A 23,419-nucleotide genomic window follows, 5' to 3' on the forward strand; every position below is an offset into this window, starting at 1 on the left:
GCAATGACATTGATCAATGCAAGAAGACACCGCACCTTCTCAGCCTTCTTTTGGTTTTGCGGTAGATTGACGAATCACCAGCTGTGTACTTAAAAAGATGCGTCTGGCGATCCCAGGATTTTCGATGCGGTTATAGAGTAGCTCTAACCCCGTTTCACCCATCTCTTCAGTAAATGCTTGGACTGAAGAAAGGGGTGGAGAGACATAGCGGGACACCGAAATATCGTTGATGCCCATAACACTGATGTCTTCAGGAATCTTGATTCCATGAGCCGTTAGCGTATGAATGACCCCGATCGCAAAGGCATCATTGGCTGCCAAAATCGCAGTCGGCAAGCGGTCTTGCCACAAAGCCAAAGCCTGCTCCGTTAATTCTTCCCCCGTTTGGACATCCAACCGACTATTTTCTTTCACGATGAAATAATCCTCATCAAACAGCTGATAATGCTGCATCATATCGACATAGGTGTTGACCGTTGGCGTTTTGTACCGCCGATACCCATACATATTTTGACTTTCCTCGGCGCCGATAAAGGCGATTTTTTGATGACCAAGTCCCATCAAGTGAGAAAGAGCCAACTCCGTTGCTTGCGTAAAATCGGTATTGACAGAATCGTAGTCATCCAGGGGAAAGTTACTGCCAATCACACAGAGGTTGGGGTGTAGCTCATGGAGTTTCTTGACCCGCTCTTCTGTAAACTTGCCGATTGCCAGTAAGCCGTCGACGGACTGGATCACTGACTCATCAAGGTTGGAGATTTTTAACAGGTCGCAACCCAGTTCGGCGGCGCGTTTTTCCACACCTAAACGAATCGACATATAGTAAATGTCTTCCAATTCTTCATCATCCATCCGCCACTGAACGATCCCGATCGATTTGTTGTGTTTTTTTGGTACATCCACTGGTAGTTCACGCTGCTTTTGCTTGTTTTTGTATTTCGTATAATTTAGTTTTTCAGCTGCCTCGAAAATCTTTCGTTTGGTTTCTTCGGTCACTGAAAGACTAGGATCGTAGTTCAGAACCCGTGATACGGTTGATATTGATACCTCAGCTATGGTCGCTATGTCGGTAATCGTAGCCATAGAATCCCTCCTCCAATGCTTCTCCTCTTCAGTATATTTCTTTTTAGTAAAAAAACCAAGAGAGAAATTGCCCTCAAGTAAAAATTTTACTTTTTTTAGGAAAAACTATTGATTATTTTCCTAAAAAAAAGTATGATTTGAAATGAAGAAAGCGTTTTAAAAATGAGGGTGGCATAAATGAAGTGGATTAACTCGTTATTTATCCTGGGTCTACTTATGGGGTTGACTGCTTGTTCTCCAAATGAAACAACGCAGACGCAAGCATTTTCCCAAAGCAGCGAAAAGCAATTAAAAGAACGAGCGCTTTGTTATTCTGACGAAGATTTTTCGCAAGGTGTCGTCCCGTTGCATGAATTCGTGAAGCTATCTGGCACCATCGTAAAGAGTGATGCGAAAACAGCAGACATTGAGAAAGGGGATCGATTTATTCTAGAAACAGCGGCTGGACAGTACCAAGTATTCAATGAACAAAGGCAACAACTGAAACTGCAAGATGTGGTGACGGTCTACGGAGAATATTATGGTTTTATTAAAGCGACATTGATTGAAAGGAAGGATGCGGATGCAATCACAGAAGCTGCAGCAATTGAAAAAGAATAAATTTGAAAGTTATGAAGATGTAGCAGCCGGCTTCAAAACGATCATGGATCAACTCAAACCCGCTTTTGCAAGCAGTCGTCCCGGTCATTTGGCTTTAGGCAGCCATGGGACTGTCTATGAGAAAGAGGTACAGGAACTTGAAGCGTTCTTGCGACCGCTTTGGGGACTCGCGCCTTATCTAACCCAGCAAGAAGATTCATTCATGGAAACCTATCTCTCAGGAATTATTGCTGGTACAGATCCAGAGAGTCCCGATTATTGGGGTGTTGTGGAAGACTTCGACCAACGAATCGTGGAAATGGCTTCGCTAAGTACCTTTTTATTATTAAACAAGGAAAAAACGTGGGATGTTTTCTCCCAACGCCAAAAAGATAATCTCCATGCGTGGCTGATCCAAGTCAATCAACGAGAAATTCCCGCAAACAATTGGCATTTCTTTCGGGTTCTCGTCAATGTAGCCATGAAGCGTTGTGGCAGCAGCTTTTCCCAAGAAAAGATCGATGCTGACTTGGCATTGATCGAGACCTTTTATTTAGGGGAAGGATGGTACTGTGACGGAGTAGCCACTCAAATCGATTACTATGTATCTTTTGCGATCCACTACTATAGTCTTCTGTACTGTCGATTTGTCCCTGAGGATCTTGAAAGGGGAAGGAAGTTCAAACAACGAGCCACCGAGTTTGCTCAAACCTTCAAGCATTGGTTTGCAGCAGGTGGAGCTGCCGTTCCTTTTGGTCGAAGTTTGACGTATCGCTTTGCGCAAGTTTCTTTCTTCAGCGCATTGGTTTTTGCGGATGTTGAAGCATTGCCATGGGGAGAGATCAAAGGGTTGATCAGTCGTCACCTGCATCAGTGGATGCAGCAAGACATTTTTACTTCCGAAGGGATACTGACGGTCGGCTATTCGTACCAGAATCTGATCTTTGCCGAAGGCTACAATGCACCAGGTTCACCTTATTGGGCGTTAAAAATCTTTCTTTTGTTAGCGGTACCAAAGGAGCATCCCTATTGGCAATCCACCCCAGCGCCATTAGTGATCACTGAAAGAACACTGGCTCATCCCATCAGTAAGAACTTTTATCAACACAATCAAGACTTGACCCATGCCTTGATGTTTCCTGCAGGACAATGTATCAACTATCAAAGTCATGCCAGCAGCAAATATAGCAAATTTGTCTACTCAACGACGTTTGGCAATAGCGTGCCCAAGAGCAATTATTGGTTTTATGAAGGAAATTATGACAACACATTGGCTTTATCAGAAGATGACCATTACTTTCGCACCAAAGGATTGGATCGCCAGTATCAGCTTTTACCTGATCGGATCATTCATGAATGGAATCCATGGGAAGACGTCCAGATAAAAACAACAATCATTCCACTGATAGGCAGTCACCTTCGCATTCATGAGATCAATTCTCAGCGCGCCCTTTCTTTCTATGAGGGTGGGTTTTCATCACCGAAAGAGGCAACTGCCATCACTGAAAAAACCGCAAGCAGCGCTGCGGTACGAACATCGATCGGCTATTCGAAAATCGAGGCGATCGCTGGCTATGAAACGAGCGATGTCATACGAACGGAGCCAAATACGAACCTCTTGTATCCTGCAACGTGGCTGCCGTATTTAACTGCTCAACGACAAGCAGGAAAGCACCTGTTCGTTTCCCTCGTCACCGGCTTGCTTCCACAAGAACAAGAACAAGCAGTGACCGTCGAAGTGACAACAAACAACATTACGATCAATCAATCCGGACATATAATCCAGGTTGAGCGAATAGGAGGAAAAAATGGAAACCAGCTATGACGTACAGCTATCACAATGGGTAGCCGAGCAAATCGACTTCACCGTTAATCAAGTAAGAAAGAATACTAAGACCTTTGACACGTTGGTCCCACCTGCAGCAAGTGAACAGCTTGTCTATCGACCAGAAGCCAACCATGATTGGACGGCGAGTTTTTGGACTGGCATGTTGTTTTTGAGTAAAGAACTGACGGGATCAACAGAATTTGATGAAACCATCGAAAAACAACTGCACTCTTTCCAAGAACGATTGGACCAAAGAATTGGACTAGAAACCCATGATATCGGGTTTTTGTATAGTTTGACTGCGATTGCCGACTATCGAGTGAACGGACGGGAATCTTCGAAAAAACTCGCGATTGCCGCCGCCGATCTATTGATGGCCCGTTACTCACCCAAAGCCCAGATCATTCAAGCGTGGGGCAATCTCGATGATCCGCAACAACGAGGGCGCATCATTATTGATTGCTTGATGAATTTGCCGCTATTGTATTTTGCTTCCCAAATGACGGGGGATGAATCCTACAAACAAGCAGCCTATGCTCATGCCAAGCAGACCCAGAAATACATCGTGCGAGACAACGCCACGACGTACCACACCTATTACTTCGACGTTGAAACTGGAGCGGCGATCGGCGGCAATACCCAACAAGGCTATGCCGATGATTCCTGCTGGGCGAGAGGGCAAGCGTGGGGAATCTACGGATTTACGCTGAGTTACCTTTACACCGGTGATACCAGTTTCTTGAAGACTGCTCAAGACCTTGCGGATTACTTTATTGCTGAATTACCGGCGGACAAGGTCAGTTATTGGGATTTAGTGTTTAACGATGGTAGTCAGGAAGAAAGGGATAGTTCGGCCGCCGCCATCGCAGTCTGTGGCTTGCTAGAACTGGCGAAACATTTACCGATCACGCAGCCAAACCAAGCCGCCTATCAGGAAAACGCCTTGGCGATCTTGGCGTCGTTAGCCCAAAACTATACAACGATCGACCATCCCGAATCAAACGGACTATTGATGCATGGGGTTTATGACAAGAATTCCCTCAAAGGGGTCGATGAATGCATGATCTGGGGCGATTACTATTACATGGAAGCGCTGATGCGGGTGTCACAAAGTTGGTATTCCTATTGGTAGTTTTAGGGGCGACCCTTTAAAAAAATGTTTAATGGAGGAATGAACATGCACTTTTTGAAAAAAGGTTTATTAGCAGTAACGATGTTTGGGACAATCGCAGCCTTGGCAGCGTGTGGAGGCGGAGCGACAGATGATTCCGCTGCTTCTGAAGATGGCGACATCAAATTGACCGTAACCACTTGGAATTACGATACGACACCTGAATTCGAAAAACTATTCCGTGCCTTTGAAGAAGCGAATCCAGGCATTACCGTTGAACCTGTCGATATTGCTTCAGATGATTATGATACCAAGCTAACGACGATGCTCTCTTCAGGAGATACGACAGATATTTTGACCATGAAAAATTTACTTTCTTACTCTAATTATGCGTTGCGGGACCAATTGGTGGATCTCACCGACCATATCGGATCATTGGATATTGCCCCAGCGCAAGAAAGCTATGACATGTATGACGTAGAAGGCAAAACCTATGCACAACCGTATCGGACGGATTTTTGGGTCTTGTATTATAACAAAAAAATGTTCGATGAAGCAGGCTTAGACTACCCATCAAACATCACCTGGGACGAATATGAGGAGCTTGCCAAGCAGCTAACAAAACCAGACGAACAAATTTATGGTGCGTATCAACACACGTGGCGTTCCACTACCCAAGCGATTGCAGCTGCCCAAAATGGCGCCAACTTGATCGATCCTCAATACGACTATTTAGAAGAATATTATGATCGTGCATTGCGGATGCAAGACGAAAAGGCGCAAATGGACTTTGGGACAGCAAAATCAACGAAAGTTACGTACCAATCACAATTTGAAAATGAAAAAGCAGCCATGATGTACATGGGAACTTGGTATATGGGTGCATTGATGACCAATATCGACGATGGCAAGACAGATGTCGAGTGGGGTATTGCGGAAATGCCGCAAAATGAAAAAGGGGAAGTAACGACATTTGGTTCTCCGACTGCTTTTGCCATCAATAAAAATTCAAAACATCAAGAAGCCGCGCAAAAGTTCTTAGACTTTTGTTCTGGTGAAGAAGGCGCCAAAGTATTAGCAGAAGTCGGTGTCGTTCCTTCGTATAAGACTGACGCCATTGATGAACTTTACTTCTCCCGTGAAGGCATGCCCGCCGATGAAGTATCGAAAAAAGCCTTCAATCCAGAAACCGTCGCGATCGAGTTTCCTGTCGATGAAAATGGACCAGCGATCGACAAAATCTTGCAAGAAGAACATGACTTGATTCTTGTAGGGGACGAAACACCAAAAGAAGGCATTGCGAATATGGAAAAAAGGGTGAAATCTGAAACCGAATAGTCCTAACGAGAGAAGGGACTTGGGCAAAAAAGTTCCTTCTCTTTATTAATGAAAGGGGGCCTGCTGGCAAGCAGCAGGAGACAAATATGGAAATAACCTCAAAATCAAAAGCAGCCAATAAGTTGAAACGCAAAAATACGCTAACCGCGCTGTCTTTTATTGCACCGAACTTTATCGGCTTTTTCTTATTTACCTTAGTGCCCGTTGTGTTCTCATTGATTCTGGCTTTCATGGAATGGGATTCCTTTAGTTCGCCTGAATTTGTGGGAATGAAAAATTTCAGCAAAATGCTAGGGGACGACACCTTTTGGATCTCGTTAAAGAACACCTTTCTCTATACGATTGGCGTCGTTCCATTGACGTTAGTATGTTCCTTAGGCTTAGCGATTTTATTAAATAAAAAAGTACGTGGAATGAAGTTTTTCCGTACGGCCTTCTTCTTTCCTTATGTCACCTCGTTAGTTGCGATCGCTGTCGTGTGGAACATGTTGTTTCACCCAACGATGGGACCAATCAATCAGTTTTTGAAATTTTTTATTGAAAATCCTCCTGGTTGGACCTCCAGCTCTGATTGGGCTTTGACGGCGATCATCATAGTCAGCGTCTGGCGTGGCATGGGGTATTACATGATCTTATACTTGGCAGGGTTACAAAGTGTGCCAAAGGAATTGTATGAAGCGGCTTCGATCGATGGCGCCAACAAGTGGCAGCAGTTTCGCAACGTGACGTTGCCGTCCTTGCGACCTACGACCTTCTTTGTTTCGATCATGCTGGTCATCAACTGTTTCAAGATCTTCGATTTGGTTCAAGTCATGACTGCCGGCGGACCCGGTCGAGCCACCAATGTCTTGGTGTATCAAATTTACAACGAAGCGTTTGTGAAATTTAATTTTGGTTACGCATCTGCGATCGCCATGGTCTTGTTTGTGATCGTTTTGGGCATCACGGTGATCCAGTTTAAGTGGAACCAAAGACAAGAACGGGTGTAAGGAGGGAGTACAGATGGAAAATACACTGAGTAAAAAGAATGTTCAAGCCAAACCAAAACAAAAAGCCAAGCTGTCGGTCGGCAGTGTCTCCTTGATTCTTTTATTAACATTTCTCGCGTTAGTGACACTGATCCCGTTTCTCTGGATGATTTCTGCTTCTTTTAAGACCAATAACGATGTTTTTAGCGTACCGATCCAATGGATTCCAAAAAGTTGGCACCCAGAAAACTATACGGTGATCTGGGATCGCATTCCTTTGCTGACTTTTTTCAAGAACACAGCATTTTTGAGCGTCATCATTACCTTGATTCAACTGTTTACCTCTAGCTTTGCGGCTTATGGGTTTTCGAAGATGCATTTCAAAGGACGCGACCTGTTGTTTCTGACATACATCGGTACGATTGCGATTCCTTGGCAATCCTATATGATTCCTCAGTTCATCATGATGCGCCAGTTCGGGCTGACAGACACGCTTTGGTCTTTGGTCCTCTTACAAGCCTTCAGTGCCTTTGGCGTCTTTTTGTTGAAACAATACTATAGTAGTATTCCTGACTCATTGTGTGAAAGTGCGCGGATCGACGGCCTGAGTGAGTGGGGGATCTATCGAAAAATCATTCTACCACTGACGAAGCCCGCTTTAGCGAGTCTGACCATCATCACCTTCGTCAATACATGGAACGATTATATGGGACCATTTATCTACCTCTCCTCAACCGAAAACAAAACCATTCAGTTAGGGTTGAAAATGTTTGTCGGCTTATATGATGCCGAGTACGCCCTGATCATGGCAGCATCTGTGGTCTCCATTTTGCCAGTAGCGATCGTCTTTTTAGCAATGCAAAAATACTTCGTAGAAGGAATCGCTACTTCGGGAATGAAAAATTGAGGTGATCAATCATGTTTACCAAACCTACCTTTGAAAACAATCTTTACATGCGGATCTTCCGCTGGCTATATATTGGCTTTGCCCTGAATATCAGTTTTTGGGTCGTGAATACACCCTACACCCTCACGGCAATGTTCTTGGCAGTCGATCCTAGAAACCTCCTTTGGTTTGCATTGACACTCTTGCTGATTGGTCCAAGCATGATCAGCCTCCTGGCTGCGATCGATCGCTTTGCAGAACACAAAGACATCGATCCAGTAAAAGATTTCTGCTACTTTTTACGAACCTTTGCCGTGCGCGGGTTTCTCTATTGGCTCATCGGCTGGCTGGGAAGTGTCATTGCGATCGTGGATATTCTGTTTGCGGTTCAATTTGAAAGTGGCAAATGGCTCGTTCCTTTCTTTCTTTTGTTAGGGATGCTTTCCATAGCTCTAAGTATCAACGCTTGGTACTTCCAAGTGCGTAATCCAAAAGCCGCTAAGAAAGATGTCCTGCGTACCGCACTTTTCTTCACTTTGAAAAAATGGCCTGTTAGTTTGTTAGCAACCTTTTTGTTTGTTGCCGTTTTTGTCGCCTTGATTTTGAAGCCGCAATTTGGCTTTACTCTTTTTCCAGTCCTTTTTTTCGGACTCCTTTATTTAAACTTACGGAAATTTCAGATAAAATAGAAAGAAAGTCGTCTACGAATAAAGGAGACGACTTTTTTTAGGAGAAAGGGGGGCTTGAAGATGGCAGAAACAGTCACACTTCAACCGATTACGGAAGAAATGATTGCTGAACTTTGGTCGATCAGCTATGGGCCTAAGGCAGATTTAGAATGGAAAAAATGGGACGGACCGTATTTCCAAGACCCCGTGTTGACGTGGGAAGAATTTCGAACGGGGTTTGGTGCTAGCTGCATCGACAACCCGTTACGTAAAGCGATCAGCTATCAAGGAAGAATCGTGGGGATCGCGACCGCTTACTGGGAAGACAATACCTTGCAGCAGTGGTTGGAATTCGGGATAGCCATCTATGATGCTTCCCTTTGGAATCAAGGGATTGGCAGCCAAGCAATTCGCCAGTGGATCAATGAGTTGTTTGAATCACAGCCTCATATCCAGCGTGTCGGTTATACCACGTGGTCGGGCAATCACCGCATGATGAAACTAGGAGAAAAGCTAGGGATGACCAAAGAAGCCCAGATCCGCAAAGTCCGTTTCTGGGAAGGCACCTATTATGATTCCATCAAGTATGGCATCTTGCGAGAAGAATGGGCACAGCAGAAGTGAAGGTAGGGGATGCGACAGCCAATGTCGTATTCCTTTTTCTTTTTTACAACAAATCAAAAAAATTTCTAGCATTACAGACAATAACCATGTACTATCTCTATGTAATACTTTATAATAATTCCAATGTACAGATTAGAAATATTTTAAAAAAGTCGGGAATAGCGTTTGAAGTTCATTCTCAATTAGTCTAAAATAGTGAGAAAGAAAAGATACTGGAGGGAAAGAAATGTCAGTTTTAGAAATCAAAAATCTACACGTCCAAATCGAAGATAAAAAGATCTTAAAAGGCGTTGACTTAGTGTTAAAAACTGGAGAGATTCATGCCATCATGGGACCAAACGGTACAGGGAAATCAACCTTGTCCGCTGCCATCATGGGCAACCCGAATTATGAAGTGACAGAAGGGGAAATTTTGTTCGACGGCGAAAACGTCTTGGAAATGGAAGTGGATGAGCGAGCTCGTTTAGGTCTGTTCTTGGCGATGCAATACCCAAGCGAAATTCCAGGCATCACCAATGCAGAATTCATGCGGGCAGCGATCAATGCCAAACGTGACGAAGACGACAAAATCTCTGTCATGGATTTCTTGAAAAAATTAGATGAAAAAATGGATTTATTGAATATGCCCGAAGAAATGGCGGAACGCTATTTGAATGAAGGCTTCTCTGGTGGAGAAAAGAAACGAAATGAAATCTTACAATTGTTGATGCTAGAGCCAACCTTTGCGATTTTGGATGAGATCGACTCTGGTCTAGATATCGATGCCTTGAAAGTCGTAGCAAAAGGCGTCAATGAAATGCGCGGCGAAGGCTTTGGCGCTTTAATCATCACCCATTACCAACGTCTGTTAAACTACATCACACCAGACGTGGTTCATATCATGATGGAAGGCCGTGTCGTGATGACCGGTTCGGCAGATTTAGCCAAACGCCTAGAAGCAGAAGGCTATGCTGGGATCAGTAAAGAGTTAGGGATCGACTACAAAGAAGAAGAAGCGTAAGGAGGCAAGGTAAATGGCAAAATTACAGGATTATCTTGAACAAGTCAACGTTTTTTCAGCGTTAAAAGAAGAGCCTGAATGGATGTTGGAATTACGCCAAGCAGCCCTTGCGAAAGTGGATGAACTTGCGTTTCCAAAAATCGAGCGGGTGCGTTACGAGCGTTGGCCATTGTTCAATATCGACGAACAAGCACTTGCTGGTGAGTACGCTTTGTCAGAAGAAGTGGCAGGCGCAGTTCCCGCCTTTGACGCGATGGATAACCATCCGACCCTCGTTCAGTTTGATGACACCACCATCTTTGAGCAATTACCGCAAGAGTTGATCGACAAAGGCGTGATCTTCACTGACTTGTTTACAGCAATGAAAGAAGTACCAGAGTTGGTCAATCAATACTACATGACCAAAGCAGTGCCAATGGATGAAGATAAAATGACCGCAGCACATGCGGCGTTTATGAATAGCGGCATGTTCTTGTATGTACCAAAAAACGTGGTGATCGAAGAACCCCTTGAAGCGATTTTCTATCACAATGGCAATAGTCAAGCGCATTTCTTCAAACACATTTTGATCGTTGCTGATGAGCACAGTGAGTTCAGCTACTTGGAACGTTTCCAAACCAAAGGCGACCAAGCGAAAAAACTGTCTGGCAATATCGTAGTGGAAGTGATCGCCAAAGCAGGTGCGAAGGTCAAATTCTCTGCGATTGATCAGTTAGGTATCAACATCACTACGTACATGAATCGTCGCGGCTACGTATTACGAGATGCGATGGTAGATTGGGCGATCGGAGTCATGAATGACGGCGACGTCGTGGCGGACTTTGATTCTGATCTTGTAGGCGAAGGCGCGCATTCGGAAGTCAAAGCGGTCGCAATCAGTGCTGGGCGTCAAACACAAGGAATCGACACCCGTGTTACCAACAAAGCACCGCATTCCATTGGCCATATCCTGCAACACGGCGTCATTAGAGAACGCGGCGTCTTAACCTTTAACGGTATCGGACACATTTTAAAAGGAGCAAAAGGGGCGGACGCGCAACAAGAAAGTCGGGTCTTGATGCTTTCTGACCAAGCCCGTGGCGATGCCAACCCAATCCTTTTGATCGACGAACACGAAGTAACAGCCGGACACGCAGCCAGTGTGGGACGGGTCGATCCAGAAGAAATGTACTACTTGATGAGTCGTGGCCTGCGCAAAGCAGAAGCGGAACGTTTGGTGATTCGTGGTTTCTTAGGCTCCGTCTTGACCGCGATCCCAGTCAAAGAAGTGCAACAAGAATTGGTTGCCGTTATCGAAGGGAAGTTACTCGCATGATCGATGCCCAAAAAGTGAAACAAGCGTTTCCCATCTTGGATCAGCTCGTAAATGACGAACCATTGATCTACCTCGACAATGCCGCCACTACGCAAAAACCAGAGGCGGTGCTGCAGGCGATCACCGATTATTACCATCAAGACAATGCCAACGTTCATCGTGGGGTCCATACCCTCGCAGAACGGGCGACCCATTCCTATGAAGGCGCACGGGAAAAAGTGCGCCGCTTTATCCATGCGAATGAAACGGCGGAAGTGCTGTTTACTCGAGGGACGACCACTGGTTTAAATTGGGTCTCCCGCAGCTACGGCGACCGTTTTGTCAATGAAGGCGATGAAATCGTGATTTCCTATATGGAGCATCACTCCAATATCATCCCTTGGCAACAATTAGCAGCCCGAAAAAAAGCTACCTTGAAATATATCCAGCTGACGCCAGAAGGCATCTTGGACATGGAAGATGCCAAGAAACAGATCACAGACAAAACCGCCATCGTTTCGATCGCTCACGTTTCCAATGTTTTAGGCGTGATCAATCCGATTGCGGAGCTAACCAAATTGGCGCATCAGCACCAAGCCGTCATGGTGGTGGATGGTGCTCAGGCTGTTCCACATATGGCAGTTGATGTCCAAGCACTGGATTGTGATTTCTATGCCTTTTCTGGCCATAAAATGTGCGGACCAACTGGCATCGGTGTCTTATACGGCAAACGGCAATGGCTGGATCAGATGGAGCCCGTCGAATTTGGCGGTGAAATGATCGATTTTGTCCATCTGCAAGAAAGCACGTGGAAAGAACTGCCGTGGAAATTTGAAGCGGGCACACCCAATATTGCCGGCGCGATCGGCTTAGGTGCAGCGGTGGATTACTTAACAGAAATCGGCTTAGAAAACATCCACGCCCATGAAGCAGACTTAGCTGCCTACGTTTTGCCCAAACTGCAAGCCATTGAAGGTTTGACCATCTATGGTCCCCAAGAAGCAGCAAAACGCACGGGAGTAATCGCCTTTAATCTAGCAGGCATCCATCCTCATGATGTTGCCACCGCTTTAGACATGGAAGGCATCGCGGTACGGGCAGGTCATCATTGTGCCCAACCCCTCTTGACCTATTTGCAAGTCCCAGCGACTGCACGGGCCAGCTTTTACCTGTATAATACAAGAGAGGACGCCGATCGACTGGTTGACGCCATCAAGCTGACGAAGGAGTTTTTCCAACATGGCACTAACGAAATTAGATAATTTGTATCGACAAGTCATTCTGGATCATTCCAGCCACCCACATCATCGGGGCACCTTGGATGATTCAACGTACAAAGTCGAATTGAATAACCCTACCTGTGGCGACGTGATCCACTTGGAGCTCGCTGTCGAAGGAGACACCATCAAAGACATCGCCTTTACTGGCGAAGGCTGTTCCATCAGTACCGCCAGTGCATCCATGATGGGGGATGCGATTATCGGCAAGACACTAGCAGAAGCTGGTGAACTTTCAGGCTTATTTTCTGAGCTCGTCCAAGGAAACGACATTCCCCAAAGCGATCGTTTAGGCGATGCTTCCATGCTTGGGGGGGTGGCGAAGTTTCCTGCACGCATCAAGTGTGCGACTTTAGCTTGGAAAGCATTAGAAAAAGCCATTGCTGCCGACAGTACACAAGCATCTGTCAGTCACAGCCACGCCAATGAATCTGACACTGAAGAAACCAGCGAATAGACAAACGCACTACAAAAGGAGTGAGAACCATGGGTGTACCCGAATTAGAAGAATATAAATTTGGCTTCCACGATGACGTGCAGCCTGTTTTTAGTACCGGCGAAGGATTGACCGAAGACATCGTCCGTGAAATCTCACGGGTCAAGCAAGAGCCAGAATGGATGCTTGAGTTCCGCTTGAAGTCTCTTGAAGCCTTCAACAAGATGCCCATGCAAAACTGGGGCCCAGACCTGTCTGACATCGATTTTGATGCCATCAAATATTACCAAAAACCAAGTGATCGTCCTGCCCGTGATTGGGATGACGTACCAGAAAAAATCAAAGAGACCTTTGAGCGCATTGGTATTCCAGAAGCCGAGCGGGCATACCTGGCCGGCGCTTCTGCCCAATACGAATCAGAAGTCGTTTACCACAACATGAAAGAAGAGTTTGAAAAACTTGGCATCGTTTTTACCGATACCGATTCAGCCTTGAAGGAATACCCTGAGCTGTTCAAACAATACTTCTCAAAATTAGTCCCACCAACTGATAACAAGCTTGCTGCTTTAAACTCAGCCGTTTGGTCAGGTGGTACCTTTATCTATGTACCAAAAGGCGTTCGTGTCGATGTGCCATTACAAACCTATTTCCGAATCAATGCCGAAAATACTGGTCAGTTCGAACGCACATTGATCATCGTTGACGAAGGCGCCAGCGTTCATTACGTCGAAGGCTGTACCGCCCCAACCTATTCAAGCAATAGTTTGCACGCAGCCATCGTTGAAATTTTTACCCTAAAAGACGCTTACTGCCGCTACACCACCATTCAAAACTGGTCAGACAACGTCTACAACCTAGTAACCAAACGGGCCAAAGCCTTAGAAGGTGCTACCGTTGAATGGATCGATGGCAACCTAGGTGCCAAAACAACCATGAAATACCCAAGTGTGTATCTTGATGGCAAAGGCGCACGAGGCACGATGCTTTCCATTGCCTTTGCAGGTGCCAACCAAATCCAAGATACTGGTGCAAAAATGATCCATAACGCACCAAACACCTCCAGCTCCATCGTCTCAAAATCAATTTCTAAAGACGGCGGTGCAGTAAACTATCGTGGACAAGTCACCTTCGGCAAGAAGAGCGCAGGCTCTATCTCCCATATCGAGTGTGACACTATCATCATGGATGACCTATCGAAATCCGATACCATCCCATTCAATGAGATCCACAACAGCCAAGTGTCCCTAGAACACGAAGCCAAAGTCTCCAAAATCTCAGAAGAACAACTATACTACCTAATGAGCCGCGGCCTCTCCGAAAGCGAAGCAACCGAAATGATCGTCATGGGATTCGTCGAACCATTCACCAAAGAATTACCGATGGAATACGCAGTCGAATTGAACCGGTTGATTAGTTATGAGATGGAAGGGTCTGTGGGGTAATAGGGGGACACTATTACATTCAAAGCTTCATTGACTTGATTAGTATGTTACTGTTTTCCATAAAATAATATGACAAAAAGGAGTACTCTTAGGAGCGCTCCTTTTTGTCGTTTTTTTTATTTGATAAAAGAAATATGGAGCACCACGAAAAAACTGTATCCAAAACCACACCATGTTTATTTTCCTTAACCTATCTGGAACTCAAACAAATAAATTGACTTTATCGTATTATTAACAGCAGAAATTGCTAACTAGAAGATAAAAAAAGACCAAATAAGTTGATCTCACTTACTCTTTATAATGAATACTTCCATCTGGCTCTAATCTTGGTGTAAGTGCATCACTTTTTCCACTAGCACCTGTAACTATCGTTTGAATATACTGCACTTGTGTCTCAGGATCGGTAATAATAAAGATTTCATTGGTGCCCTTTTTATAGACTTTTTCAACTGTAAACTCTGTATTGGTGGTCATACAATCACTCCTTTTAAATTCAGTATCAACAAAGATATCAAACTCAAAAACTTTTTTAAGTAAAAAAGGCAACTCAAGAGTTCCCTTTTTTCCGATATATTCTGTTTATTTTTTCCTGTCTATGCCATAAGTAGCGAAAGCAGGAAGAAAGAGGACTGCCAAGAATATACCTACCCATTTGAATACTTTAGGAACTTTACTCAATAAAAAACGCCTCCTTGATAACAATGATCATAGACTGAAATAGCTATTAGACGTGTTCAAAAAATAAAGAAAAGACCATTTTTGCAAGAAAGGAACCAGCGACAAAAGCAAGCGCAATCAACAAAATTTTCCATAGACTTAACCGAGTACTATTCTTTTTCATCTAATCACCTCTAGAAAAAGAATACCACGATAAATAAATAATATCAAAAGTAAATGGTACTAAATAAACAAACACCCAATTTGTTGAAACAAAAAATAGCTAAACGAGTAGTAAGTAAAAGGCAGTATGCTAGTGCGAGGTCATGATCATCCATGTGATACCATATTTATCTTCAACCATACCATAGAGCGAGGCCCAGAACACTGGCGCAAGAGGGTCAATCACTTTTCCGTCTATCGAGAGGCTATTAAAAATAGTAGTAACTTCATCTGCTGATTCTTTTACAAGACAAAAGGAGAAAAAATCATTTGCTGGTCTATTTAGTCTGCCGTCTGTCATCATGATTCTCTGACCGTCGATGATGATTTCTGAGTCCATAATGAAATCATCAGGCATCTCAGGATCTAAACCTGAATCTACCGGTGCTTCATTCGCATAAACGATGGACTTAATTTGAGCGTCTAACGCCTCTTGATAAAATTTTATTGCATTTTCACAATTTCCTTGAAAACTTATAGATGGGATAAGCATACAAAAATTCTCCTTTTTACTGATAGTATCACAAAGAAGTTACTCGCTTCTTTCAGTTTTTTCGTAGGAATCGGAAAATTTTGAATTGGTTATCCAAAAAAGGAACAGAATACGTCGCTGCAATTAAATGACAAAATAATGTCTTGGAAAAATCTCAGTAGGTTTTTCTACGTTATATTTGATGGTCATTGTATTGCCCACACCATATCTCATTGGAACAGGAATACTATTTTCTGAGATATAATATTTTCCATCAATGAAGTAGCTAAAAGTTGCAAGTTTTGAATTGCGAAAATCCATCAGGTCGGGAAGAACAGTAGTGAATGCGACAATATTTCCTACGACTTCCTTTTTTTCAATTTTACCCATAGCTAATCACGCTCCTACTATAATTTTTATAGTGACAATTATAACATGCAGAAGTGTGCGTGAGGTGACATCAATGTCAATAATTCTTAATTTAAGTTCAAATAAACTGTTTAATCATTAGATAAGTATGTAAATATGATGATTAAATTGATTTTGTTTAGTCAAATGAGTATTTTCTGAATTTGTCTGATAAATGGTAGCAGAATAGGTACAAAATAGTTTTTACTGTTGTCATAGCATTGCTGGCTAAAGTATATTTTCCATCGATAGAGGTAAATAACTACAAGTTAATCACCTCAAATAAAAATATAAATATGAAGTGATCTAGATTATAGAAAACAAAGATGTGAAAATAAAACAGTGAAATAAGTACTATAGCTAGAATTAATCTTTTCATCAATCATTGAATGAGGGAGAACAACAAAAAATCTGAGATAGAATAAAAATCATTCTATCTCAGATTTGTTTTTGCACAATTTATAAGCCTATGGTGAAAAAGGGCTACTTTTTTGCTGTGCATGATCGAAATATTTATATTTCGCCTTTTTCATCTATCAAGGAATACCTAGAAAATCAAAATGTTAAGGCTTTGAATTTTTTTGATAGCAATTCTAAAGACTCAGTCTTTTTTGAAAAACATTCCTACTACAGTCACTATGAACATTAGTCCGAAGGTAAGCAAGAAGTCCCTGAACGCTTCGTTTAGTGGTGTTCTCAAGAATATAGTTGAGATTAAAAAATATCCGATTGGAAGAATTGCCGCTATAACAACACATATAAGTATAAAACCAATTATTTTTTTCATAAATCTATATTACCGCTTTTATCCCACATTTTCCAGCACTGAAAATAATTTGAGCTGGAATTCCACCAGGGACTAATTTTCCTAATATTTTTTTCAAAGCAGCTGTTCCTAATTTTTTATCTAAGGTCTTAATGATTACTTCAGACGCTTTCTTCCATGCTTTACTAGCTATTAAATTTTTTACCTGAGGCGTGAAAATTTGTTTTGCAATATCTAAACCTACAATTTTTTCAAATTCTTTTTTCATACAATCGACAAAGTTTGCTTTTCTTAATTGAGGTTGTTGCTGACCAAAATCTCTTTCTAACATATCATAAAAATCATTATTACCATATTTTTCTCTCATCACAGTCAAGTTGATCTGAACAATATTTCCTTCACGGTCCGTCACAGCAGCGTGTTCATATATAAATTCTAAATCCTCTGCGTATTGATTAATAAGTTCTTGTTCGATTGCTTCTGTTTCCACAGAAGTATTGATCTCGTTTGCAGCTACAATTTGTAATGTTCCAAAAAAGGGCGAAATTACTATGAAAAGTGAAGCGATAAAACAAGCGATCTTTGATTTTTTCAGAAACGACATATTGAACCTTCTTTCTTTTTTTTGTTAGTTAGACAACAAAAAAATAGTAACACATAAATAAGAATATAACAATAATATTTTATGTTGATAATATTAAATTATCTGATTGCTTTAACGATGAAGAGGACACAAAAATATTGATTACATCTAAAACTTTTACAAGTCGAAAGTGTAACCAACTGACAGTAGGAAAATAAGCTGTATGGTGGGTGTTTTTATTTAATTGCTTGATGAAGATACGCTTCATATCAGGAAGTCTGCCGTTATATTTTGTTTATATATGAACCTGATTTTATTGTTTTTTTTATAGATTTATTCATAATCTAAAATTTTCATATAAGCGAAATTTACTGGTAAAGGGTCGATTTCCTCTCTTATTTTTAATAGATAATCCACGGAATGCTTCAACTTATATAGTTAAACGTTAGATATCGTGCATAATGATGGAAGGTATGAAAAAATACTCATTTTGAAATTGGGTAGATACTTTTCTCTATCTAACTTGGATTAATGATCTTCTATTGATTCCCGATTAGTATAAATATTTTTGAGGAAAAAAAGTTAATATAACTAAAAGAAAAGGCAAAGCCGCAGTATTTGATTAGCCATCGCATCAAGTGGACAGGGAATGGTTCAAATACTACGGCTTTTTTTAGGATGCATGTCATTAGTATCAATTTAATATTCTTGAATCAGTATTACTTTTCCGCGTTTTCTTTAAAGTAGTCATCAATGTACGCCTTAATTTTTTCAAAATCTTTAGTCAGAAAAAATTTAGAAGGGACTTTTATGATGGGGAGGTTATTTTCATTATCAAAAGGAGCGAATGGCTCAGGAAGGACTAAGTAATCAACAGTATCTTTATCTCTCAGATAATTGATTGAAACGTCGTAAAACGGTGAAAAATAGTCTTTGAGGCTTGTGTCTCTTTGATAAAGAACACCTGGAGTTAATGGTGTGTAAGATAATCCATTGCTCAACACTAAGACAAAACAAATTCTTTTCATAAAAAATCACCTTTCTTTTCGATTAAATACTAGCGTCATCTCAACAGTCAAGGATTCGTTATTCATTTGGTAAATCTATTTTAATAGACAAATGGATAAAAAATAGTGAGTAATAGAAACATAATTCAGTTGTTGGGTAAAAGGGAACCAGCAATCACAAGTTGTTCCTTTAATTTAAAAAACAAGCGATAAAAAAACACCAAGAGCAATTATGGTTAAGATTTCCAATGCTCTTTCCAGAAACAAATTGTTGCTTTTTAAAAATATTGTTTTCTTTTTATAAGGGAACCAAAATGACTGGTTTGCGTAGTCTGGCGGGTACACGAGATCTAAAATACCACTGATTAACAGTAATGGAATTGCTTCGAAAATATTGTCATGGACGGCTAAATAAATATAGTATGTTAACAAAGAAATTTGAGCGATCCGTAGATATCTTAGGCTGGTAACTGTATGATTCATCAAATCATCCTTTCGTAAATGATTATCGCATATTGAATGTTTTAGTCAAATTAAAATTATAAAATATTTATTTATTTTAATGTTGAAAAATAAATTATTTTAATTTAATAAACAATTTATAAATATCCTAAACAGAGGATGTTTGATGAATTAGCAAATGGGATTTTCAGCTATTTATTTTAGAACGTTTTAGAGAGGATTCGTTTGAAAAGAGTTTCAGGATAATAGGTTAGTCTATTAAATCATTAGCAAAGTATGCACGTTGGACGAAATTAGTAGATTAATCAACAGTGATTTTTTAGATAATGGTTATTTTGCTAAAACAAAAAATTACCAATTTTGTCTTTAATGCTTTAAGAGCAAAATATGCAGTGATATACTAAAATAAATAACCTTAATGGAATAGACACTAAACGGAGACTCTAAAATATGACCAACCAACTAATCATAGAAGATCATCATTTCAAGAAAGGTGAGCTATCTAGCATAACGACGGCTTATATCGATCAGTACCCAGTCGTTTACATACTATACAACCGAAATGAAAAGAAAAGACCTGTTGCGTACATTGGTCAAACGGTTCAAGTGAACAAACGATTGAAGCAGCACTTGAATAACTCTAAGCGCAAAGAAATTAAAGAAGTCTTACTGATTGGACATGAAAAATTCAATCAATCAGCGACCTACAATATCGAAACCAATTTGATCAATCACTTCATTGGGGATGAGCAGTTTCAGTTACAAAATGTCAGTCAAACAAGACAGGTGCAGATGCATCAGTATTATGAAAAAGAGTATTATGATGAAGTGGTCTTCCAAGAGTTATGGGAAGAATTGCAAAGGCGGCAATTGGCGAAGCACTCAATCGATACGATTCGCAACAAAGATGTATATAAATTATCCCCTTTTAAAGAACTGACGCCAGAACAGTTAGATATAAAACTTGAAATCATTGAGTACTGTAAACAAGCGATTCAGCAGGATGAGACACAAAAAGTCTTGATGATCGAAGGAGAAGCTGGAACGGGAAAGAGCGTCCTATTGGCATCTCTCTATAACACCCTTCAAGACTATACAAAGTCAGAGCCTGTATTAAATGGCACCGATAACTATTTGTTGGTCAACCATTCAGAAATGTTAAAAACCTATCATACAATGGCAGAAAGTTTGCCAAATTTAAAAAAGAATCATATGTTAAAGCCAACTTCCTTTATTAATAAAACAGATAATCAGAAGTTGCATCCAGACATCGTTATTGTGGATGAGGCCCATTTGCTTTTAACGAAGAAAGACAGCTATAACAGTTTTCACTATGAAAACCAACTAGAAGAGATTATCAAGCGAGCAAAAATCACGATTTGCATTTTTGATCCGAAGCAAGTATTGAAAATCAAAAGTTACTGGGATCAGGACAAACTGGATCAGTTTCAGAAAAGGTACAATGCTTCTCGCTTTCAGCTAAAAGATCAATTAAGAATGAAAAGTAGTCCACAAATAATTCAATGGATCGATGATATCGTAGAAAAACGTGTAACACCGATTCCAGAATCAACAGCATCTTTTGAGCTTCAGATTATGGAAACCCATGATGCGTTGAAGAATAAAATCTTTTCTCTCGATAAAAAGGAAGGTCTGTCACGGATCATCTCAACATTCGATTATGTTCATAAGAAAGACGGAGCTTCATATCTTGTAGATCCTGGTGGGATCAACCTGCCATGGAATACGACCGATACGAAGCGAACATGGGCGGAGCGACCAGATACAATCAGTGAAGTCGGTTCAATCTACACCGTCCAAGGCTTTGATTTAAACAATGTAGGAGTTGTCATTGGTCCTTCTGTTGATTACGATCCAGAGACCGACCAGCTTGTCATCGATATCGATAAATATGAGGACAAAGGGGCGTTTACGGGACGTGACGATATGAACCAAGAATTGACGAAGAAAGCCAAAGAAACGATCATCCTTAATTCATTGAATGTATTAATGAAACGAGCAATCAAAGGGCTTTACATCTATGCAATCAATCCCAATCTCCGCCAAAAACTCTTAACCCTACAAAACGAAAGGAGCCAGTCCTACCATGCAAAACCAACCCTCTTCAATGGAACGGATCAATAAATTCCGAGATGATCGCAATTGGCGACAATTCCATAATGAAAAAGATCTAGCTATTTCTATCTCCATCGAAGCCGCCGAATTGTTGGAGATTTTTCAATGGAAAACACCTGAAGAAGCCACTCAAGATTTCGAACATCTAAAAGAAGAAATTGCCGATGTTCTGATTTATTCCTATATGCTGGCAGACAATTTGGGCCTTGATATTGATGAGATCATCAAAGAAAAGCTGGAAAAAAACAACATGAAGTATCCGATGAAAGAAAGTAAAGATTCGAAAAAGAAGTATAATGAATTGTAACAAAAAAGAAGCAAGGACGCTGCAAGTTCTTGCTTCTTTTTTTTGATGGAATAGGAGCAACAACGGCTTTCTGAATTCATCAGTGATTGGTTACGAACGTCAAAAATCTGTCGTAATAGAAAAAGTTGAAGATAACTTCAAATTGGTTACATTTTTTCGGAAATTTGAAGTTAACTTCAAATAAGCCCAATTTTTTATAAAAAATGAAGTTAGACCTACTGTCTGCAAGAGCAAAAACAAGATTATCCTATCCGAAAATGAAGACAAGATCATCGGGAAAAAATCGGCAACAATGAAGGTCATTTTCTATCAAAAATATTTCTCCCCAAAATCCTAAAAAACCTATTGCCCCCAAAGCCCACTTACTGTATAGTAAACAAGAATATTTCATGAAAATAACCAAAAATAACTAATTAAAAAGACTTTGTTATTGAAAATTGCGATTAAACGATGCCGCAAACGGAATGTAAGAAGGAGAAAACAATGACGTATCTAACAAACAATCTTGTGAATTGCATGATCACTTTAGGGTTTATCTTCATCCATCTATCTTCAAATGTTATCTCATCCAGAAAACTAAACGTGCAATACATGAGCTCCTTTGCCGCTGGGGTAGGGATCTCCTATGCGATCGTTCATCTATTGCCCCATTTGGCTTATTTTCAAACGGTGTTGATCGATGAATTTGGCTGGGATTCGGGGATTTTTTATAGTCATGGGGTCTATGGCATCGTTTTGTTTGGCTTAGTCTTCAGTTACGTGATCTACAAAATCGATGAGCGGACGTTTATGGTGTTAGAAAAGAAAGACATCACCAGTGCCAAAAACGCCTTTTTTTGGTCGGATATCGCTTTTCATGTGATCTACAATATTATGATAGGCTATATCGTGATTGCCAATACGCTATCAGAGCGTTTTTACATTTTGACCTACTTTATTGCCTTTGGTTTGCAATTTCTCATGAACGATTGGCTGCTCTATCACCATCATGGTGCCCTCTATAACAAATATGGCCGCTTTGTGCTTTCCTTCAGTATTTTCGCGGGAGCTGCGTTCTCCCTCTTTGTTTCATTGCCCTACTATTTGGTGGTCATCATTGAAGCCTTGATCACCGGCGCTTTGCTGGTGAATATCATCAAATTTGAGTTACCCAATGAAGGAGAAGGCAGTATTCGTGGGCTATTGGTAGGCACGATCTGTTCTGGAATTTTGTTTGTATTTGTCTAATGCAAAAAGGAGGACTGAATCATGGATGATTCGGTCCTCCTTTTTTTATAAATACGCAAAGTAACAGATAATTCTATACGAATCGAAAAAAATCACAACAGTTTTTATATTTTTGACCATTATTTACAATTTTATTGTGATGTTCGCTTGCTTTTCCAAAAGACATTCTATAGAATGTAAGCGAATAGAAACCAAAAAAAATAGGCACCCCGTAATTCTGTTGGCGCAGACTTACGAGGCCCTGATCAGTCAGACCCCTAACCAGGATGACCAATCAAGTTGCCATAGTTGATCCCTAAAGGCTCAACGTGTTTATTGTACCGAAAATCTCGCGGTTTTTCTAGTGATTCCAGCGATTTTAACGGAAAAAAACGCGGGATGCTGGAGGTTTATTTCGCTGTGTCAAGTCATTGGACATTTCCTGTCTGATGACTTTTTTTGCGTGTGTTTCGTTTCTTATTGGCGCCGATAAGAAAGAACCTACGCCTTTCTAGTGACGATTAGAAAGAAGTCGATTATCCCTGACGAGGTGAGGCAGACAGTAATGTCCACGGGTATAGAAGAGGAGATAGCGATGATGAAATCTTACTTTGTGTTGTCCCTCAGTCTATAAGGAACAGTGACAGCAGACGAACTAG

Annotated in this window: 22 protein-coding genes; 16 read left to right on the forward strand and 6 right to left on the reverse strand. The window is 41.2% G+C overall.

Annotated features, from left to right (window positions below):
* Positions 1–39: 39 nt before the first annotated feature.
* The gene (locus A5878_RS02660) at positions 40–1,083 is read right to left on the reverse strand and encodes a LacI family DNA-binding transcriptional regulator (RefSeq protein ID WP_005232137.1); all 1,044 of its coding nucleotides are present in this window, start codon (positions 1,081–1,083) and stop codon (positions 40–42) included.
* A 177-nt stretch (positions 1,084–1,260) separates the two neighbouring features.
* On the opposite strand from A5878_RS02660, the gene A5878_RS02665 reads away from it, so the two are divergent.
* From A5878_RS02665 to sufB, 13 genes are all read left to right on the forward strand, one after another.
* Positions 1,261–1,683: a hypothetical protein gene (locus A5878_RS02665; RefSeq protein ID WP_086294519.1), complete on the forward strand. Its 423-nt coding sequence runs from the start codon at positions 1,261–1,263 to the stop codon at positions 1,681–1,683.
* A complete protein-coding gene (locus tag A5878_RS02670; protein ID WP_086294520.1) occupies positions 1,646–3,487 on the forward strand; it encodes a DUF2264 domain-containing protein in 1,842 nt (613 codons plus the stop codon). The genes A5878_RS02665 and A5878_RS02670 overlap by 38 nt, the downstream gene beginning before the upstream one ends.
* Positions 3,471–4,622: a glycoside hydrolase family 88 protein gene (locus tag A5878_RS02675; protein WP_016609652.1), complete on the forward strand. Its 1,152-nt coding sequence runs from the start codon at positions 3,471–3,473 to the stop codon at positions 4,620–4,622. The genes A5878_RS02670 and A5878_RS02675 overlap by 17 nt, the downstream gene beginning before the upstream one ends.
* Before the next feature lie 45 nt (positions 4,623–4,667).
* Positions 4,668–5,939, forward strand: a complete 1,272-nt coding sequence (locus tag A5878_RS02680) for a sugar ABC transporter substrate-binding protein (protein WP_086294521.1) — start codon at positions 4,668–4,670, stop codon at positions 5,937–5,939.
* Positions 5,940–6,025: 86 nt separating this feature from the next.
* Positions 6,026–6,928 carry a carbohydrate ABC transporter permease gene (locus A5878_RS02685; protein ID WP_005232126.1) on the forward strand — a complete coding sequence of 301 codons (903 nt, stop codon included), beginning with the start codon at positions 6,026–6,028 and terminating at the stop codon, positions 6,926–6,928.
* Between the two features lie 13 nt (positions 6,929–6,941).
* On the forward strand, positions 6,942–7,814 hold the full coding sequence (locus A5878_RS02690; protein WP_005232123.1) for a carbohydrate ABC transporter permease: 873 nt from the start codon (positions 6,942–6,944) through the stop codon (positions 7,812–7,814).
* 11 nt (positions 7,815–7,825) lie between these two features.
* A complete protein-coding gene (locus tag A5878_RS02695) occupies positions 7,826–8,482 on the forward strand; it encodes a DUF624 domain-containing protein (RefSeq protein ID WP_086294522.1) in 657 nt (218 codons plus the stop codon).
* Positions 8,483–8,542: 60 nt separating this feature from the next.
* Positions 8,543–9,085, forward strand: coding sequence for a GNAT family N-acetyltransferase (locus tag A5878_RS02700; RefSeq protein ID WP_010748768.1), 543 nt, complete (start codon positions 8,543–8,545; stop codon positions 9,083–9,085).
* 226 nt (positions 9,086–9,311) lie between these two features.
* Entirely contained in the window at positions 9,312–10,085 is a 774-nt protein-coding gene (gene sufC / locus A5878_RS02705; protein WP_005227367.1) for a Fe-S cluster assembly ATPase SufC, read from the forward strand.
* Between the two features lie 13 nt (positions 10,086–10,098).
* Positions 10,099–11,400, forward strand: a complete 1,302-nt coding sequence (gene sufD, locus A5878_RS02710; RefSeq protein ID WP_086294523.1) for a Fe-S cluster assembly protein SufD — start codon at positions 10,099–10,101, stop codon at positions 11,398–11,400.
* Positions 11,397–12,641, forward strand: coding sequence for a cysteine desulfurase (locus tag A5878_RS02715; RefSeq protein WP_086294524.1), 1,245 nt, complete (start codon positions 11,397–11,399; stop codon positions 12,639–12,641). Before sufD ends, A5878_RS02715 begins: the two co-directional genes overlap by 4 nt.
* On the forward strand, positions 12,619–13,113 hold the full coding sequence (sufU, locus tag A5878_RS02720) for a Fe-S cluster assembly sulfur transfer protein SufU (protein WP_005232105.1): 495 nt from the start codon (positions 12,619–12,621) through the stop codon (positions 13,111–13,113). The genes A5878_RS02715 and sufU overlap by 23 nt, the downstream gene beginning before the upstream one ends.
* Before the next feature lie 29 nt (positions 13,114–13,142).
* Entirely contained in the window at positions 13,143–14,534 is a 1,392-nt protein-coding gene (gene sufB / locus A5878_RS02725) for a Fe-S cluster assembly protein SufB (RefSeq protein ID WP_005232103.1), read from the forward strand.
* Positions 14,535–14,822: 288 nt separating this feature from the next.
* Here the strand turns inward: sufB and A5878_RS02730 are convergent, their stop codons facing one another.
* The 5 genes from A5878_RS02730 to A5878_RS02750 form a co-directional block, all read right to left on the reverse strand.
* The gene (locus A5878_RS02730) at positions 14,823–15,008 is read right to left on the reverse strand and encodes a DUF6440 family protein (RefSeq protein ID WP_086294525.1); all 186 of its coding nucleotides are present in this window, start codon (positions 15,006–15,008) and stop codon (positions 14,823–14,825) included.
* A gap of 496 nt (positions 15,009–15,504) precedes the next feature.
* Positions 15,505–15,906 carry a VOC family protein gene (locus A5878_RS02735; RefSeq protein ID WP_086294526.1) on the reverse strand — a complete coding sequence of 134 codons (402 nt, stop codon included), beginning with the start codon at positions 15,904–15,906 and terminating at the stop codon, positions 15,505–15,507.
* A gap of 123 nt (positions 15,907–16,029) precedes the next feature.
* Positions 16,030–16,275: a hypothetical protein gene (locus A5878_RS02740; RefSeq protein ID WP_016609659.1), complete on the reverse strand. Its 246-nt coding sequence runs from the start codon at positions 16,273–16,275 to the stop codon at positions 16,030–16,032.
* Between the two features lie 809 nt (positions 16,276–17,084).
* The gene (locus tag A5878_RS02745) at positions 17,085–17,663 is read right to left on the reverse strand and encodes a hypothetical protein (protein ID WP_086294527.1); all 579 of its coding nucleotides are present in this window, start codon (positions 17,661–17,663) and stop codon (positions 17,085–17,087) included.
* Positions 17,664–18,361: 698 nt separating this feature from the next.
* Positions 18,362–18,670: a hypothetical protein gene (locus tag A5878_RS02750; RefSeq protein ID WP_086294528.1), complete on the reverse strand. Its 309-nt coding sequence runs from the start codon at positions 18,668–18,670 to the stop codon at positions 18,362–18,364.
* An 891-nt stretch (positions 18,671–19,561) separates the two neighbouring features.
* On the opposite strand from A5878_RS02750, the gene A5878_RS02760 reads away from it, so the two are divergent.
* The 3 genes from A5878_RS02760 to A5878_RS02770 all read left to right on the forward strand — a co-directional run bounded on the left by A5878_RS02760 (position 19,562) and on the right by A5878_RS02770 (position 22,781).
* Complete coding sequence (locus A5878_RS02760) at positions 19,562–21,256, forward strand: DUF2075 domain-containing protein (protein WP_086294530.1); 1,695 nt, start codon at positions 19,562–19,564, stop codon at positions 21,254–21,256.
* Positions 21,219–21,554 (forward strand): nucleotide pyrophosphohydrolase, encoded by a 336-nt coding sequence (locus A5878_RS02765; RefSeq protein ID WP_086294531.1) that lies wholly within the window; start codon positions 21,219–21,221, stop codon positions 21,552–21,554. Before A5878_RS02760 ends, A5878_RS02765 begins: the two co-directional genes overlap by 38 nt.
* 483 nt (positions 21,555–22,037) lie before the next feature.
* Positions 22,038–22,781 (forward strand): hypothetical protein, encoded by a 744-nt coding sequence (locus tag A5878_RS02770; RefSeq protein ID WP_086294532.1) that lies wholly within the window; start codon positions 22,038–22,040, stop codon positions 22,779–22,781.
* Positions 22,782–23,419: the final 638 nt, after the last annotated feature.

Source organism: Enterococcus sp. 3G6_DIV0642 (assembly GCF_002140635.1).
Classification (GTDB): domain Bacteria; phylum Bacillota; class Bacilli; order Lactobacillales; family Enterococcaceae; genus Enterococcus_D; species Enterococcus_D casseliflavus.

Excerpts from the sequence above, each read along its gene's own strand:
- A5878_RS02660 (WP_005232137.1), bottom strand. The coding sequence starts at position 1,083 with ATGGCTACGATTACCGACATAGCGACCATAGCTGAGGTATCAATATCA.
- A5878_RS02665 (WP_086294519.1), top strand. The coding sequence starts at position 1,261 with ATGAAGTGGATTAACTCGTTATTTATCCTGGGTCTACTTATGGGGTTG.
- A5878_RS02670 (WP_086294520.1), top strand. The coding sequence starts at position 1,646 with ATGCAATCACAGAAGCTGCAGCAATTGAAAAAGAATAAATTTGAAAGT.
- A5878_RS02675 (WP_016609652.1), top strand. The coding sequence starts at position 3,471 with ATGGAAACCAGCTATGACGTACAGCTATCACAATGGGTAGCCGAGCAA.
- A5878_RS02680 (WP_086294521.1), top strand. The coding sequence starts at position 4,668 with ATGCACTTTTTGAAAAAAGGTTTATTAGCAGTAACGATGTTTGGGACA.
- A5878_RS02685 (WP_005232126.1), top strand. The coding sequence starts at position 6,026 with ATGGAAATAACCTCAAAATCAAAAGCAGCCAATAAGTTGAAACGCAAA.
- A5878_RS02690 (WP_005232123.1), top strand. The coding sequence starts at position 6,942 with ATGGAAAATACACTGAGTAAAAAGAATGTTCAAGCCAAACCAAAACAA.
- A5878_RS02695 (WP_086294522.1), top strand. The coding sequence starts at position 7,826 with ATGTTTACCAAACCTACCTTTGAAAACAATCTTTACATGCGGATCTTC.
- A5878_RS02700 (WP_010748768.1), top strand. The coding sequence starts at position 8,543 with ATGGCAGAAACAGTCACACTTCAACCGATTACGGAAGAAATGATTGCT.
- sufC (WP_005227367.1), top strand. The coding sequence starts at position 9,312 with ATGTCAGTTTTAGAAATCAAAAATCTACACGTCCAAATCGAAGATAAA.
- sufD (WP_086294523.1), top strand. The coding sequence starts at position 10,099 with ATGGCAAAATTACAGGATTATCTTGAACAAGTCAACGTTTTTTCAGCG.
- A5878_RS02715 (WP_086294524.1), top strand. The coding sequence starts at position 11,397 with ATGATCGATGCCCAAAAAGTGAAACAAGCGTTTCCCATCTTGGATCAG.
- sufU (WP_005232105.1), top strand. The coding sequence starts at position 12,619 with ATGGCACTAACGAAATTAGATAATTTGTATCGACAAGTCATTCTGGAT.
- sufB (WP_005232103.1), top strand. The coding sequence starts at position 13,143 with ATGGGTGTACCCGAATTAGAAGAATATAAATTTGGCTTCCACGATGAC.
- A5878_RS02730 (WP_086294525.1), bottom strand. The coding sequence starts at position 15,008 with ATGACCACCAATACAGAGTTTACAGTTGAAAAAGTCTATAAAAAGGGC.
- A5878_RS02735 (WP_086294526.1), bottom strand. The coding sequence starts at position 15,906 with ATGCTTATCCCATCTATAAGTTTTCAAGGAAATTGTGAAAATGCAATA.
- A5878_RS02740 (WP_016609659.1), bottom strand. The coding sequence starts at position 16,275 with ATGGGTAAAATTGAAAAAAAGGAAGTCGTAGGAAATATTGTCGCATTC.
- A5878_RS02745 (WP_086294527.1), bottom strand. The coding sequence starts at position 17,663 with ATGTCGTTTCTGAAAAAATCAAAGATCGCTTGTTTTATCGCTTCACTT.
- A5878_RS02750 (WP_086294528.1), bottom strand. The coding sequence starts at position 18,670 with ATGAAAAGAATTTGTTTTGTCTTAGTGTTGAGCAATGGATTATCTTAC.
- A5878_RS02760 (WP_086294530.1), top strand. The coding sequence starts at position 19,562 with ATGACCAACCAACTAATCATAGAAGATCATCATTTCAAGAAAGGTGAG.
- A5878_RS02765 (WP_086294531.1), top strand. The coding sequence starts at position 21,219 with ATGCAAAACCAACCCTCTTCAATGGAACGGATCAATAAATTCCGAGAT.
- A5878_RS02770 (WP_086294532.1), top strand. The coding sequence starts at position 22,038 with ATGACGTATCTAACAAACAATCTTGTGAATTGCATGATCACTTTAGGG.